14 protein-coding genes are annotated in these 13,761 nt (G+C 66.5%); 3 read left to right on the top strand and 11 right to left on the bottom strand.

The features are described from left to right. Positions 1 to 2: 2 nt before the first annotated feature. The 4 genes from doeA to ehuR form a co-directional block, all read right to left on the bottom strand. On the bottom strand, positions 3 to 1,181 hold the full coding sequence (gene doeA / locus AC1RLU_RS19290) for an ectoine hydrolase DoeA (protein ID WP_492797541.1): 1,179 nt from the start codon (positions 1,179 to 1,181) through the stop codon (positions 3 to 5). After that, positions 1,178 to 2,191 (bottom strand): ectoine utilization protein EutC, encoded by a 1,014-nt coding sequence (gene eutC / locus AC1RLU_RS19285; RefSeq protein ID WP_492797539.1) that lies wholly within the window; start codon positions 2,189 to 2,191, stop codon positions 1,178 to 1,180. Before eutC ends, doeA begins: the two co-directional genes overlap by 4 nt. After that, positions 2,188 to 3,210: a hydroxyectoine utilization dehydratase EutB gene (eutB, locus tag AC1RLU_RS19280; protein WP_492797537.1), complete on the bottom strand. Its 1,023-nt coding sequence runs from the start codon at positions 3,208 to 3,210 to the stop codon at positions 2,188 to 2,190. The genes eutC and eutB overlap by 4 nt, the downstream gene beginning before the upstream one ends. Positions 3,211 to 3,343: 133 nt before the next feature. After that, positions 3,344 to 4,798 carry a MocR-like ectoine utilization transcription factor EhuR gene (ehuR, locus tag AC1RLU_RS19275; RefSeq protein ID WP_091860403.1) on the bottom strand — a complete coding sequence of 485 codons (1,455 nt, stop codon included), beginning with the start codon at positions 4,796 to 4,798 and terminating at the stop codon, positions 3,344 to 3,346. Between the two features lie 60 nt (positions 4,799 to 4,858). On the opposite strand from ehuR, the gene AC1RLU_RS19270 reads away from it, so the two are divergent. Next, positions 4,859 to 5,332 (top strand): Lrp/AsnC family transcriptional regulator, encoded by a 474-nt coding sequence (locus tag AC1RLU_RS19270; RefSeq protein WP_492797536.1) that lies wholly within the window; start codon positions 4,859 to 4,861, stop codon positions 5,330 to 5,332. A 68-nt stretch (positions 5,333 to 5,400) separates the two neighbouring features. Here the strand turns inward: AC1RLU_RS19270 and AC1RLU_RS19265 are convergent, their stop codons facing one another. Genes AC1RLU_RS19265 through AC1RLU_RS19255 form a run of 3 tightly spaced genes read right to left on the bottom strand, consistent with a single transcriptional unit; the run spans position 5,401 to position 7,687 of the window. Continuing rightward, complete coding sequence (locus tag AC1RLU_RS19265; protein WP_492797534.1) at positions 5,401 to 5,646, bottom strand: hypothetical protein; 246 nt, start codon at positions 5,644 to 5,646, stop codon at positions 5,401 to 5,403. Positions 5,647 to 5,674: 28 nt separating this feature from the next. Continuing rightward, a complete protein-coding gene (locus tag AC1RLU_RS19260) occupies positions 5,675 to 6,649 on the bottom strand; it encodes a quinone oxidoreductase family protein (RefSeq protein WP_492797532.1) in 975 nt (324 codons plus the stop codon). 45 nt (positions 6,650 to 6,694) lie between these two features. Beyond that, entirely contained in the window at positions 6,695 to 7,687 is a 993-nt protein-coding gene (locus tag AC1RLU_RS19255) for a Bug family tripartite tricarboxylate transporter substrate binding protein (RefSeq protein ID WP_492797531.1), read from the bottom strand. Positions 7,688 to 8,023: 336 nt separating this feature from the next. On the opposite strand from AC1RLU_RS19255, the gene AC1RLU_RS19250 reads away from it, so the two are divergent. Continuing rightward, positions 8,024 to 8,761 carry a GntR family transcriptional regulator gene (locus AC1RLU_RS19250; protein ID WP_061966112.1) on the top strand — a complete coding sequence of 246 codons (738 nt, stop codon included), beginning with the start codon at positions 8,024 to 8,026 and terminating at the stop codon, positions 8,759 to 8,761. Positions 8,762 to 8,779: 18 nt separating this feature from the next. Here AC1RLU_RS19250 and AC1RLU_RS19245 read toward each other — a convergent pair whose 3' ends face one another. Beyond that, complete coding sequence (locus AC1RLU_RS19245) at positions 8,780 to 9,508, bottom strand: enoyl-CoA hydratase/isomerase family protein (protein WP_492797530.1); 729 nt, start codon at positions 9,506 to 9,508, stop codon at positions 8,780 to 8,782. A gap of 135 nt (positions 9,509 to 9,643) precedes the next feature. On the opposite strand from AC1RLU_RS19245, the gene AC1RLU_RS19240 reads away from it, so the two are divergent. Beyond that, on the top strand, positions 9,644 to 10,525 hold the full coding sequence (locus AC1RLU_RS19240) for an SDR family oxidoreductase (RefSeq protein ID WP_492797528.1): 882 nt from the start codon (positions 9,644 to 9,646) through the stop codon (positions 10,523 to 10,525). 74 nt (positions 10,526 to 10,599) lie between these two features. Here the strand turns inward: AC1RLU_RS19240 and AC1RLU_RS19235 are convergent, their stop codons facing one another. Genes AC1RLU_RS19235 through AC1RLU_RS19225 form a run of 3 tightly spaced genes read right to left on the bottom strand, consistent with a single transcriptional unit; the run spans position 10,600 to position 13,755 of the window. Then, positions 10,600 to 11,529, bottom strand: a complete 930-nt coding sequence (locus tag AC1RLU_RS19235) for a hydroxymethylglutaryl-CoA lyase (RefSeq protein WP_492797526.1) — start codon at positions 11,527 to 11,529, stop codon at positions 10,600 to 10,602. 4 nt (positions 11,530 to 11,533) lie between these two features. Continuing rightward, positions 11,534 to 12,343 (bottom strand): enoyl-CoA hydratase/isomerase family protein, encoded by an 810-nt coding sequence (locus tag AC1RLU_RS19230; protein WP_492797525.1) that lies wholly within the window; start codon positions 12,341 to 12,343, stop codon positions 11,534 to 11,536. Then, positions 12,340 to 13,755 (bottom strand): MmgE/PrpD family protein, encoded by a 1,416-nt coding sequence (locus AC1RLU_RS19225; protein WP_492797523.1) that lies wholly within the window; start codon positions 13,753 to 13,755, stop codon positions 12,340 to 12,342. Before AC1RLU_RS19225 ends, AC1RLU_RS19230 begins: the two co-directional genes overlap by 4 nt. Between the last annotated feature and the right edge of the window lie 6 nt (positions 13,756 to 13,761).

The following is a 13,761-nucleotide window of genomic DNA, read 5'->3' as shown; positions in this document are numbered from 1 at the left end:
CCTCAGCCCTTGACGAAGAGCTGGCGCGGCACGTTCGACAGGCATTCGACGCCGGTCTCGGTGATCGCGATGCTTTCGGTGATCTCGAGGCCCATATCCTCGAGCCAGAGGCCGGTCATGAAATGAAAGGTCATGCCGGGCCTGAGTTCGGTCCGGTCACCGGGGCGCAGGCTCATGGTGCGCTCGCCCCAATCCGGCGGATAGGACAGGCCGATCGGATAACCGGTGCGGTTGTCCTTGATGATCCCGTACCGCTTCAGCACGGCGAAGAAGGCGTTGGCGATGTCCTCGCAGGTATTGCCGGGCTTTGCCGCGGCGAGGCCGGCTTCCATGCCTTCGAGCGTCGCCTTCTCGGCGTCGAGGAAGGCCTGCGTCGGCTTGCCCAGGAAGACGGTGCGCGAGAGCGGGCAGTGGTAACGTTTGTAGGCGCCTGCGATCTCGAAGAAGGTGCCCTCCCCCAGGCGCATCGGCTTGTCGTCCCAGGTCAGATGCGGGGCCGAGGCATCGGCGCCCGAAGGCAGCAGCGGCACGATCGCGGGATAGTCGCCGCCGAATTCGGGCGTGCCGCGGATGCCGGCATCGTAGATCTCCGCGACGAGATCGCATTTGCGCATGCCGGGCTCGACGACCTCGACGATGCGCTGGTGCATCAATTCGACGATGCGGCCGGCCTTGCGCATATAGTCGAGCTCGGTCGCGCTCTTGACCGCACGCTGCCAGTTCACCAGCCCGCCGGCATCCGTGAAGCGCGCATTCGGCAAGTGCTTCTGCAGGGAGGCGAAGGCCGCCGCCGAGAAGTAGTAATTGTCCATCTCGACCGCGATCGAGAGCTTGCCCCAGCCACGCTCGGCGATGATCTCAGCCAGCAGATCCATCGGGTGGCGCTCGGTCGACTGCACATAGTGGTCTGGATAGCCGATGATGTTGTCGTGGCCGATATAGGCGGTGCGCTTGGCGCCGTTCGCATCCTGCTTGCGGCCATACCAGATCGGCTCGCCGGTGGGCGGCACCAGCACGCATTGATGGACGTAGAACGACCAGCCGTCATAGCCGGTGAGCCAATGCATGTTGGAGGGGTCGGTAACGACCATCAGCTCGATCCCGGCGCGCTCCATGGCGGCGCGGGTCTTGGCGAGGCGCTCGGCATATTCCTCGCGGGTGAAGTTCAGGGTCACGGTCACGCGGCGTCTCCCGCTTCGGCTTTGGTGTCGATGGTCTGCCCGGCGCCGGCAGTGCGGGCGCGGGCGGCGGCGAGATTGGCGATCGCGGTGTCCTGCACGCCGGTACCGGTCAGGTCCGCCAGGGTGATCTCGTCCGCACGGGTCCGGCCGGGGCGTTGGCCGGCGATGACCTTGCCGAGCTCGGCGAAAGCCTGGTCGGCCGTCGCGAGACCGGAGCGGATCGCATGGGCGAGTTCGCCGAGACGCCTTGTCTGGTCGAGTCGGTCGGCGACATAGGTGGCGCGGGCGAGAACGGCGGGGTCGATCTCGTTCTTGTGCTCGCTGTCGGAGCCCATTGCCGTGATGTGCTGGCCGGGCTCGATCCAGTCCGCCATCAGGATCGGTCGCTCGGCCGGCGTCGTGGTGACGATGATATCGGCGCCTCGCACCGCGGCCCGGGGATCGGCCACGGCAGCGACCATGAAGCCGAGCTTGCGGGAGAGCTCGGCCGCGGCCTTGTTCGCCTTCTGCGCATCGCGGGCCCAAATCCGCGCCTCGCGGATCGGCCGCACCAGCGCCAACGCTTCGAGCTGGAGTCTTGCCTGCATGCCGGCACCGAAGATCGCAGCGACCGCCGCATCCGGCCGGGCGAGATGGCGCACCGCGACGGCTCCGGCCGCAGCCGTCCTGACATCGGTGAGATAGCCATTGTCCAGAAGGAGCGCCTCGACCAGCCCGGTGCGGGCGCTGAACAGAATCATCAGCCCGTTGAGGCTGGGCAGGCCGAGCCCGGGATTGTCGAAGAAGCCCGGGCTGACCTTGATCGCGAAACCGTCGAGGCCCGGCACATAGGCCGTCTTCACATCGACCTCGCCGCGGTGCTCGGGAATGTCGAGCCGCAGGATCGGCGGCATGGCGACCGGCTTGGTCGCGAGCGCCGCGAAGGCCGCCTCGACACAGTCGACGGTGCTCGGATCGAGCCCGACGCTGCGGCGCAGCTCCGCTTCGGTGAGGACGAGCATACGGCTCATGCCGCGGCTCCGGAGACGATGCGCCGGTGCACCGCCTCGTCGATGTTGCGGCCGGAAACGATGAGCGCCGTCGGCCCCTGCGGTTTGACCTTGCCAGCGAGCAAGGCGGCGATGCCGACAGCGCCGGCGCCCTCGACGATCTCGCCCTCCGCGAGCGCGGCATGGCGGATGCCGGCGGCGATCTCGGCCTCGCTCAGCAGCACAACCTCGTCGATGAGGTCACGGCACAGCGTAAAGGTGACGCGGTTGGAAAGGCCGATGCCGCCCCCGAGCGAATCCGCTAGCGTTGCCTCTTCGACGACCTCGACGGGCCGGCCGGCCGCAATCGCTGCGGCCATCGCGGCGCCACGCTCCATCGAGATGCCGACGATCCTGACGGAAGGCTGCAACGCCTTGACCGCAACGGCGATGCCGGCCGCCAGCCCGCCGCCCGAGAGCGGGATCAGCACGCAGGCGAGCTCCGGCAGGTCCTCGATCAGTTCGAGCCCGATCGTGCCCTGGCCGGCAACGACGTCGGGATGGTCGAAGGGCGGGATCTGGGTGAGCCCGTGCCCGGCCACCAGCCGCTCGACCTCGGCCTGCGCATCGTCCTGCGAGCGGCCGACGATACGGATTTCGGCGCCCAGCGAGCGGATCGCCTCGATCTTGTTCGCGGGCACGAGCGCCGACATGCAGATCGTGGCGGCAAGGCCAAGTTCGCGGGCGGTATAGGCGACGGCGCGGCCATGATTGCCGGTCGACGCGGTCACCAGCCCGCGCTGGCGCTGGTCTTCGGTCAGCGCCAGCACTGCATTCATCGCACCGCGCAGCTTGAAGGCGCCGATCGGCTGGCGGGTTTCGAGCTTGAGATGGACGGGCTGGCCGCAGAGACGACTGAGGGAAGGCGAAGTTACAAGCGGTGTGCGCTCGACCCGGCCAGCGATCCGCGCCATGGCGTCTTCGACCTCGGGCAGCGCGACAGCGGCCGGCGGCGTGGCCGGTCGATCCGCCTCGGCAGTGAAAAGACGCGGTTTTGTCACCGGCATGTCTCCCTCGCTTGTCATGCTGCGAGGGAGAAAATTTCATGTCAATTATTATATTGTCATGATCCAATTATGCCAAACCTGCACCGCAGGCCGCAATGACATGGACAACGGCCCTCGCGCGCCGCTCTCAGCCGATAGCGCCGATATCGAAGACCGGCGGCAGCTGCTCGAAGGTCTGGCGCACCGTCGTCAGCGTCCGCGCCAGCAATTCATGGCTCATCCGCCCGCCCAGGCAGATGCGAAGGCCGCCGCCATGGCCCGCGCCAGCCACGAACGGATCGGATGGTGTCACGGCGATGCGCCGGTCGGCGAGCGAGCGCACCAGGCTATCCTCGGTCCAGTGCGCGGGAACCTTGAGCCAGGAGCAGAGCGAGAGCGGATGGCTCGAGGCGACATGGCTTCCGAGCGTCTCAGCAACGATGCGCTGGCGTGCCGTCGCTTCCTCGCGTTGGACGGTGAGCAGCCTTTGCGCGGTGCCGTCCTGGACCCAGCGCGTCGCGATCTCGGCCGGCAGATAGGTGCCGCTCCAGCTGGTCACGCGCAGGATCGAGGCGGCGCGGATCGAGTATTGAGGCGGCACGACCAGGTAGCCGACGCGCAGGCCGGTCAGCACCGTCTTGGTAAAGCTGGTGAGGAAGAAGCCGAGATCCGGCAACATCGCGGTGATCGACGGCAGCGGTTCGGCGATCAGCGGCTTGTAGACCTCGTCCTCGACGACGAAGACGCCATGGCGCTGCGCGATCTCGGCGATGGCACGGCGTCGCTCGGGGCCGGCGACATGGCTGGTCGGATTGTTGAGCGTCGGGATGAGCACGAGCGCCCGCACACCGCCGGCGCGGCAAGCCGCCTCGAACGCATCGGGGCGGATGCCTTCCTCGTCGGTCGGCAGGCCCTTGAGGCTGAAGCCGAGGACGTTGGCGAGGCCGATGACGCCGTGATCGGTCAAGTTCTCGGTCAGCACGAGGTCACCGGCACGGACCACACAGGCGAGCGCGAGAAACAGCGCATGGGCGGCGCCATTGGTGATCAGGATGCGCTCGACCGAGGTCTCGACACCGAGCGGCCCGAGCCAGAGGCGCGCCGCTTCACGATGGTGGTCGAGCCCCGCGATCGGCCGGCACGGCCGCATGAAGGCGCTGCTGTCGCCCTCGGCCAAAGCTGACAGCGCCTGGCGCGAGGCCACCTCATGGGCATCGAGATAAACCCCGCGCACGATCGAGAGGTCGACGACCTCGGTGGGGCTGCGGTCGAGCATCAGCCGGCCCGCCTGTTCGGTGACGCGGCTCTTGACGAAGGTTCCGCGCCCGACCTCGCCGCTGAGATAGCCGAGGCGCTCGGCCTCCTTGTAGCTGAGGCTGACGGTCTGGACGGAGATGCCGAGCGCATGGGCAAGGTCGCGATGCGTCGGCATCCGGTCCATCGGCTTCAGGATGCCGGCGTCGATATCGGCGATGATGCGCTCGGTCAGCGCAGCATGCTTGGTCGCGCCCTTCTGCTTCGTCAGGACCGGGCGCCATTCGACGGCCTTCTCGACGATGGGAGAAAGCCTGTTGCCGGAAGGCCGTTCGGCTTGACGGAACATGATATTGTCTCGTTCTTATAAAGAGGCATTCATGACATTATGCACCCGCGGTTCCAGAAGATGAAGCTCGATCCCATCGATCTCAAGATCGTCGCGGCCCTGCAGCGTGACGGCCGCATGACCAAGCTCAAGCTCGCCGAAACGGTGGCGCTGTCGCCGGCTGCCTGCTGGGAGCGGCTGCGCCGGATGGAGGAGGCCGGCGTGATCAAGGGCTATTCCGCGATCGTCGACCTGAAGCCCGATGCCCCGCGCACCACGGTGATCGTCGAGATCAGCCTGAAGAGCCATCAGCAGGCGGATTTCCGCCGCTTCGAGGAGGCCGTGGCGAGGGAACCGGCCATTGTCGCCTGCGACGCGACCGGCGGCGGCATCGACTACATCATGCGGGTGGTCACGCCTGATATCGACGCGTATCAGCGCCTGATCGACCGGCTGCTTGCGCCGGCGATCGGCATCGAGCGCTATTACACATATGTCGTGACCAAGAGCGTCCCCCTGGCCGAACTGCACGCGATCCCGAGAGATCAGCTTTGAGCCACGCGATATGAAACAGGCACAAATCCCGGTTTGTGGGTGAGAGCATCCCAAAAAGCCCAGGCTGTTCAGCCGGAAGCCCATCGCGCCTGCACGGTGGCGATCGTTGGATGCCGCGCCAGCCGGTCTTCGATATGAGCCAGCTGGATATCTGAAGGGGCCGACACAGCCAGCTTGAACTCGGCAGTGTCTGCCGACGAAGCGGAAGCCGCGATCTCGTTCAACGCCCAGCCGAAGCGCTGAACGTCCGCGAGCACGCGGCTTATGGAATCTCCGAGATCCGACGTGACAACGTCGATGATGACGCGGTTCAATGAAAATCCAGGCACGGTGCGACGGGACCTACGGCAACAGGATGGTGGAGCCGACGGTGCGCCGCCCCTCCAGCCTGGCATGCGCCTCGGCGGCTTCCGCCAGTGGGAGGCGCAAGCCGATATCCGCCTTGAGAATGCCTTCGCCGATCAGCGCAAAGACTTCGGCCGCCATCTCCCTCAACGCGGACGGGTTGCGCAGGTGATGAAAGATGATCGGCCGGGATAGTGAATTGGAGCGCGCGGCGAGTTGCGAAACCTCGAACGGCGGTACCGGGCCGGAACTCTGCCCGAAATTCACCAGCTTCCCGAAATACGCCAGCGCGGACAGCGAGGACTGGAAACTGTCGCGCCCGACCGAGTCGTAGGCCACGGCGACGCCCTCGCCCTTGGTGATGTCCATCACCTTGCCGACCAGCTCCTGATCGGAGCTCGAGAACACATGCGCAGCCCCCGCCGCACGCGCGACCGCTTCCTTGCGCGGATCTCCGACCGTTCCGATGACGACGGCACCAAGGTGATCGGCCCAGCGGCAAAGCAGCTGGCCGACGCCCCCGGCAGCAGCATGCACGAGAATATGATCCCCCGGACCGACCGCATACTCCCTGCGAAGCAACATGCAGGCAGTCAGCCCCTTCAGGATCGTCGCGGCAGCGATCTCATCATCGATGGCGTCAGGCAGCTTGAGCGCAAGGTTCTCGGGCAGGTTTCGATGCGCGGCATAAGCTCCGTAACTGCCCGTGACATAGCAAACCCTGTCGCCGGGGCGGAAATCCCTGACACCTTGGCCGGTTTTCTCAACGATGCCGCTCGCCTCAATGCCCAGAATGCCGGGTAGCGCGAGCGTGCGATACAGACCCGAGCGAACATACACGTCGTGAAAATTGACGCCTATGGCGCTCTGTCTGATCCGCAATTCGCCAGAGCCGGGATTCGGCAGGTCGACCTGCTCCAGCTTCAGCTGGTCCGGCCCTCCATGGCTTCTGAGGATGATTGCCGGCGTCATCGTGAAGTTCCGTTGAGGGCTCGATCAAAGTGCATGTGCCGCGCTTCAGGTGACGATCTTCAAGCCGGTGCGCTGGCTGATCGAGCGAAACCTTGCATTTTCCGCCATGACGATCTCGCGGGTGCTTTCGGGAGTGTTGGGGCCGTCCCACGCCTGCATCCCGGCTTTGAGGAACCGTTCCCGCGTGACCGGCTGGTTCAGCGAGGCGGCTCCGGCCTTGTTCAGCTTGGCCAGCACCTCGGGCGGCAGGCGCGCCGGCCCCTGGATCAGGTAGTAGATGTTCAACTCCATCTCCGGCATCCCGAGCTCCCTGAAAGTCGGGATGTCCGGGAACAGCGGAAACCGGTTAGGGCTCGTCACGGCAAGCCCCCTCAGGGCACCGCCGTTCAGAAGTCCCGTCGCCGACCCCCGCGAGGCCACGCCCCAGGCCGTCTCGCCGGTCGACACGCTCAGCACCGCCGGCGCACCACCACGATACGGTACATGGCGCGACTGGTTGGCGGGGCCGGCAAGAGTTCGCAGCAATTCGGCGCCGATATGAGGGATCGAGCCGACGCCCGAGCTGGAATAATTCAGCTCCGCGGATGCCGGCGTACGGAGAAGCTCGATGGCCTCTTTCACTGTCTTCGCCGGAAAGTTCGGCGAAACGATCAGGACCATGGGAGCCGTGCAGACGGTCGCAATCCAGTCGAAATCCTGGACCGGATCATATTTGACACCGGTCTCATGCATCGCCGGCCAGATCGCGAACGAGGATGATTCCGACAGAAGCAGGCTATAGCCGTCCGGCTGCTGGCGCGTCAGCCATGTCGCCGCGACGGTTCCGCTGGCGCCCGGCCGGTTTTCGACGACCATTCGGTATCCGTCCAGCTCCTTTGCCATACCCTCGATGATCAATCGCGAGGCGACATCCGTCGAGCCGCCGGCAGGATAGCCATTGGACAGGATCGGGGACCGGGTCGGAAACGTGCTCCCGAAGGCCTGCGTCGCGGAGAGGCCGACGACGGCAAGCCCGATGATGCATTCGCGACGATCCATCGCATTCTCCTCCCCGAATTTCTCAGGCGTCATCGCCATTCATTATTTTATTCGAATGATAATGCCGGGCTTCCGGACGTCAACCCGAAAGCGGCGAAACCGCAACGATTTCCCGACGGCGGCCAGAGGAAGCGCACGGGCATCTCCGGGCACCTGGAATGCCCTCGACGTTCGATCGACGCTGCCTTGCCGTGGCCGGCTGCACGTCGACCGGGATAGCCCCTGCCATTTCATTCGAAGAACAGTGTGCAGTTCGTTCCGGGGGCTATGATTCGGCGCCGGAGCAAGTTATTTCACGGAGCGAGCGGGGATTTTGCGTGCGAGAAGAAGCAAGACATGTCTGAGGGCACCAGGACCACCGGCGGACATGCGGTCCTTGCGGATCTGCTGCGCGACGAAATCGGCGGGGGGACCTACCCTGTAGGCAGCCGCTTCCCGACGGAGCCCGAACTGCAGGAGCGGTTCGGCGTGGGTCGCCACACCATCCGTGAAGCTCTGAAGCTGCTCGCTGAGCAGGGCATCCTCGGGCGCCGGCGCAAGACGGGCACGACGGTGCTGGCCCAGCGGCCGGTCGCGCCCTATGTGCATTCGCTGCGCGACCTCAAAGGGCTGTTCGATTTCGCCCAGAGCACCCAGCTCGACGTGCGCCATTACGGCTTCGCCTCCAGCGTGGCGAAATCGTTCGAATCCTTCTCCGGACTTCGGGAAGGCAGATGGTTGCGGGTTGCGGGCGTGCGATCGACACGCAACGACCAGCAGCCCCTATGCTGGTCGGAGGTTTTCGTGCCCGAGAAGCTGGCCCCGGCCCTCGAAACCATCCAGCAGGGAGACAGGGCGATCTACGAAGTCATCATGGATGAGCAGGGTCTCAAGCTCGACTATGTCGAGCAGGAGGTATCGGCGACGACCATGCCGGCGGCGATGGCCGATCTGCTGCACGCCGGTACCGAAACCGCAGCCCTGGCCGTGAAGCGGCGCTATGTCGCCAATAACGGGCAGACATTCGAATTGTCCTACAATCTCTATCCGGCGACGCGCTACTCGGTCAGGAGCGTCATCCGCCAGCGGATCTGAAAACGGTTCGGCGCGGCCTCATCGTCCGGTGAAATTCGGTTTTCGTCTTTCGAGGAAAGCGGTTCGCCCTTCCGCGTGATCGGCCGTTTGCAGCAAGGCCGCCTGGGTGTCGCGTTCCCAGTCCAGCACCTGGTCGAGCCCCCGGGCCAGGGCAGCCCGGGTCTGCGCCGTCGCCAGGGGAGCCAGTTGGCTGAAACGGCCGGCAAGCGCCAACGCCCGTTCGAGCAGCTCGCCCGAAGCCACCGTTTCGTCGGTCAATCCGATGCGGCCGGCGCGCTCGGCATCGACCACCTCGTCATACAGCAGGAACTGGCGCGCCCTTGCGGGCCCGATGCGGGCCGGCAGGGTATGCAGCAGGCCGAAATCCGCGATCAGTCCGATCTGCGGAAACCCCGCCCGGAAGCGTGCGCCGGGCGTGGCGATCACCGTGTCCGCCACGAGCGCGAGACCCAGCCCGGCCCCGACCGCCCAGCCCTCCACCGCTGCAATCACCGGCTTCGAGCCCCGGATCATCAGCCGCGTCAGCTCGTGCACGCCGCGAAAGCGCTCGCGACCGGCGGCCAGATCCGTCGATTGATTCATCGAGTCGATGTCTCCGCCCGAGCAGAAATTCCCGCCGGCGCCGATGATGACCGCCGCACGCAGATCGCGATCCCTCTCGAGCCTGAGAAAAGCTTCCAGCAGCCCTTCCCGCAGCGGCGCGGAGAGGGCGTTTCGCTTTGCAGGATTGTTCAGGGTCAGGACCATGGTCGTGCCGTCGCGGGCAGTTTCCAACATCAGCCTCTTCCTTTTGATAATAAGTTCGAATTTAATAGCGAGTGAGATCGCCCCCGGCTAGAGGCCGCGCGACGATGCTTGCTCGAATCGAGATGGGAGAGGCGAATGTTCAGGGACGACGTCTTGAAGGGCCAGCACATCCTCGTGACGGGAGGCGGCACCGGACTCGGCCGGGAAATGGCGCATCGCTTCGCCGGCTACGGCGCGCGCGTGGCGATCTGCGGGCGCAGGGAGACGGTCGTCCGGGAGACGGCCGAGGCGATCGCCCGCGAGACCGGCGCTGCGGTCGATGCCTATGAGTGCGATATCCGCTCGCCTGAATCCGTGCGGGCGATGGTCGACCGGGCCTGGCTCGACCACGGCCCGCTGACCGGGCTGGTCAACAACGCGGCCGGCAACTTCATCAGCCGCACGGAGGACCTGACGGCGAACGGCTTCAACGCGATCTCCGATATCGTCCTGCGCGGCACCTTCTACGTCACCAATGCGATCGGGCAGCGCTGGATAGCCGAACAGCGAAAGGGCTCGGTGCTCTCGATCCTGGCGACGTTCACGCGGACCGGCGCACCCTTCGTCGTGCCCTCGGCCATGTCGAAGGCCGGCATCGAGGCGATGACGCGGTCGCTCGCCATCGAATGGGGGCGCTACGGCATCAGGCTCAATGCCATCTCGCCGGGTATCTTTCCGACGGAGGGCGCCTCGGCCCGCCTGCGTCCGACCGACAACCCGCATGACTATGAACGCTCCGTCAATCCGATGGGCCGCCTTGGACAGAAGCCCGAGCTCACCACCCTGGCCACCTTCCTGATGGCGCCGGGCTGCGAATGGCTCAGCGGTGAGACGATTGCCGTCGATGGTGCGCATGGCCTCGCGAACGGCGCCTATTTCACGAACTACCTGCCCTGGACCGATGAGCAATGGCAGCAGGCGCGCGACCGTATCCGGGGCCGTGATCGCAACGACAAGGCTGCGAGCGCCGCAGGCTGACAGGGGCATCCCAAGCCCCTTCGATGCGGGGGGCGCCATCGCCACGTGGAGCGCCTGATTGCGCTCCGCCAACGTCAGACGGCGGGAGAAAAGCCTTTCGGCAGGCCGGCGCGGGCGAGCGCGCCGGTGAAGCGCTCTTCCGGAAGCCAGGTTTCGACGCACTCCCGCAAGCGCAGCAACGCAGCCAGGTCGATGCCGGTGGCGAAGCCCATCGCCTCGAGCATGAAGGCGCAGTCTTCCGTGTTGATGTTGCCGGTCGCGCCGGGGGCGAAGGGGCAGCCGCCCAGCCCCCCGAGCGAGGCATCGAAGCGGCGGACCCCGGCCGAAAGCGCGGCGCCGACATTGGCCAGCCCGAGGCCGCGCGTATCATGGAAATGCGCGGCGAGCGGCAGCGACCCGACAAGACCCGTGGCCGCCTCGAACAGGCGGCGGACGCGCGCCGGATCGCCATAGCCGACGGTATCCGCCAGCATGATCTCGTCCGCTCCGGCGCGCGCCAGTCGCCCGACAATCGCGAGCACGCGTGCCTCGGCGACTTCCCCTTGCAGCGTGCAGCCGAAACTGGTCGCCACGCCGCAGCCCAATGCGACCCGATCGGACAATCCTTGAGCCGCGCGCTCGGCGACGATGAGATCGAACTCGTCCAGCGCCGCATCGGTCGAGCGGCGCGCATTGGCAAGGCTGTGGGCCTCGCTGGCGGAGACCACATAGTTGACCTTCGTCAGCCCGGCGGCGAAGGCGCGCCTTGCTCCCTTCAGGTTCACGACGAGGGCGGAGACCTGCGCGCCCCGGATCCCGGCAATCCCCGCTGCGACGGCATCGGCATCCGCGAACTGCGGGATGACATGTGCCGGCACGAAGGACGTGGCCTCGATCTCGGCAAGACCGGCAGCGACCGCGCCGCGGCACCAGTCGAGCTTCTTCTCCGTGTCGAGAACGGTCGAGACGAGTTGCAGCCCGTCGCGCAGCCCGACCTCCCTCAACAGCACGCGTTCCGCCATCATCCACCTATTTCCCGATGAAGCGCGGCGGGCGCTTTTCGTTGAACGCCGTCACGCCCTCGTGGCGGTCCTGCGTCGGGACCATCCGGGCATAGGCTTCGATCTCGAAGGTGAGGCCGTCGCGCAGGGCCATCTGCAGGCCGCGGTGGATCGACTGCTTCGCCTGCCGCACGGAGATCGGCGCGTTATTGGCGATGGTGATCGCGGTCGCGAGCGCCGCCGGAAGGAGCTCGCCCTGGGGCAGGACCGCATTGACCAGGCCCCATTGCGCCGCTTCGCTCGCCGAGAAGGGCTGGCCTGTCAGGATGAGTTCCTTCGCCCGCCGCTCGCCGACGGCGCGGGCAATCGTCTGGGTTCCTCCGCCGCCGGGCATGATGCCGAGCGTCACCTCGCTCTGGGCGAAACGGGCGTGTTCGGCGGCGTAGAGAAAGTCGCAGCAGGCGGCGATCTCGCAGCCGCCGCCATAGGCCGCCCCGTTGACCGCGCCGATCACGGGGACCGGGCAATCGAGCAGGGCACGCACCATCCGCTCGAACACGACATGCTGGCGCTGCCACGCCTCATCGCTCATGCCGCGCCGTTCCTTGAGGTCACCGCCGGCACAGAAAGCGCGCTCCCCCTCGCCGGTCAGCACGATGCAGCGCAACCCCGCCGCATCGAGCGCGACCGCCTCGAAGAAGGTCACCAGATCGCGACCCATCTGCGTATTCAGCGCATTCATGGCCTGCGGACGCGCAAGCGTCACCAGGGCGATATGCTCGGCCGGCGCGGAGATCCGGAGCGTCTCAAAGGCTGGAGGCGCGACGGAGGCGTTCATGCCGCGCTCCTGCCGAGCGCCAGGCGCAACCGCGTGATCCAGGCGCCGACATCCGGCGACGTGCCGATAGCCAGCCCCTCCCCGAACAAGTTGAGCGTCGTATCGGCGCCGAGCCCCGGCTGCACGCGCCGCAAGCAATCCGTCCATTTGGCCGCGAGTTGCTGCTCCGTCATCGGATCCTCCGGCGAACCCGGCGCGCGCGTCACCGTCCTCGCGACGGAACCGCCATCCTTCAGGGTCACGGTCACTGTGACGGGCGCGCTGCCGACCTCGCTGCCCCGGCTCGATTCGCCCGACGCCTCGACCAGCTGGATATCGGCGAGCCGTGCCTGCAGGTCCGGCCGAAGAACAGCCTCGTCGGTGAAGCTCGCCAGATCGATCCGGCCGTCGGCCAGGCTGGCGGCAACCGCATAGGGGCCGCTGAAGAGGGCATTCAGCCCCGTGCGGGGGAACGGGTGGATCAGGGGTTTGGTGCCGCCTGCAGGCATGTCGACGCGAACATGCTTCACCGCAGCGAGATCGATGCCTGTATCGCGGCGCAGACCGAGGGTGCCCTCGATCATCCGGTGCAGCATGTAGCAGCACGGATACCGCTTCTGCTCGAAGCCGGGTTCGCTCAGCGCGAACGGCGCGCCGAGCACGACATTCGGCGGCCAGCGATCGGTCTCGCCGCCGGAGAAGGCCTTGAGATAGCCGTCGGCCTCGAAGACCTCGGAAGCCGCATCGATGCCGCCCTGCGCGAGCCGTACGGCCTTGAGCCCATTCGAGGCCGCCAGCCCGACATGAAGCGACTTCACCATCGAGCCGAAATTCTTTCGCAGGCCACTGGCCATGCTGGCCGCGATGGCCAGCGCCCGCCGGGTGGTGCCGAGATCGAGATGCAGGAGCCGCGCGACCGCGGCGGCGGCACCGACCGCTCCCAGCGTGCCCGTTGCGTGGAAGCCGAGCGCATAATGCCGAAAGCCCATGCTCTGCCCGAGACGGATCAGCACCTCGGTGCCGATCGCCACCGCGCCGAGCAGTTCCGCCCCCGTGACCTTGCGCTTGTCCAGCAGGGGCAGCAAGGCCGACAGCACGGGTGCCGTCGGATGGCAGACGCTCAGCATCGAGACGTCGTCATAATCGAGCACATGGCTCGCCATGCCGGTCAGAAGCGCGGCATCGTCGCTGCGGAAAGCTTCCGGTCCCCAGAAGCTGGGCACCGCGCCCGGCCAGGGCTCGAGAGAAGCGGCCAGCCGCCGCACCGGTTCCTCGGCGCCACCTGCCACGGTCACGGCGAGCGTATCGACGACCACGCGTGTGGCCAGGCTCAGGACCTCGTCCGGCACCCGGGCCTCGACGATGAACGCCGCGAGGCGTTCCGTGGGACCCGGAGCCGGCGAAAGGCTCTTCAGAGGCTGCAAGGCTGTCATCCTGTC

It is taken from the genome of Allobosea sp. GW822-FHT05A11 (assembly GCF_058800455.1).
Note: the sequence above shows the minus strand (reverse complement) of the source record. Positions and strands in the feature narration are given on the sequence as shown.